The 342-nt window shown below is 38.6% G+C and carries 1 pseudogene; it reads left to right on the top strand.

Annotated elements, in window-relative coordinates:
- Positions 1–342, top strand: a pseudogene (locus tag M3600_RS28705) (IS3 family transposase); the annotation flags it as partial.

Here is a 342-nt window from a genome sequence, read left to right as displayed (position 1 = left end):
CAAGCTGCGCTGATCATGGGACGAAAATAAATGTGATTCGAAATAACACACACAAATATTCAGTATCAGCAATGTGTAACGTCCTCCATATACCCAAAAGTAGTTACTACTATCAAGCCAATTTGTGAGAAAAAGAAGCCCATGAAAGAGAAGAAGTGGAGCTTTCCAATGAAATTCAACGCATTTTTAAGGGAAGTCGTTGTAACTATGGTACTCGCAAACTCAAAGTAGAGTTAAAGAAGCAAAACTGGATCGTTTCTCGTCGTCGAATCGGTCGGATTATGAAACAACTAGGCTTGGTATCGAATTATACGGTGGCACAATACAAGCCATATAAACAAT

This window comes from Niallia sp. MER 6, assembly GCF_023714395.1.
GTDB lineage: Bacteria > Bacillota > Bacilli > Bacillales > Cytobacillaceae > Niallia.
Note: the sequence above shows the minus strand (reverse complement) of the source record. Positions and strands in the feature narration are given on the sequence as shown.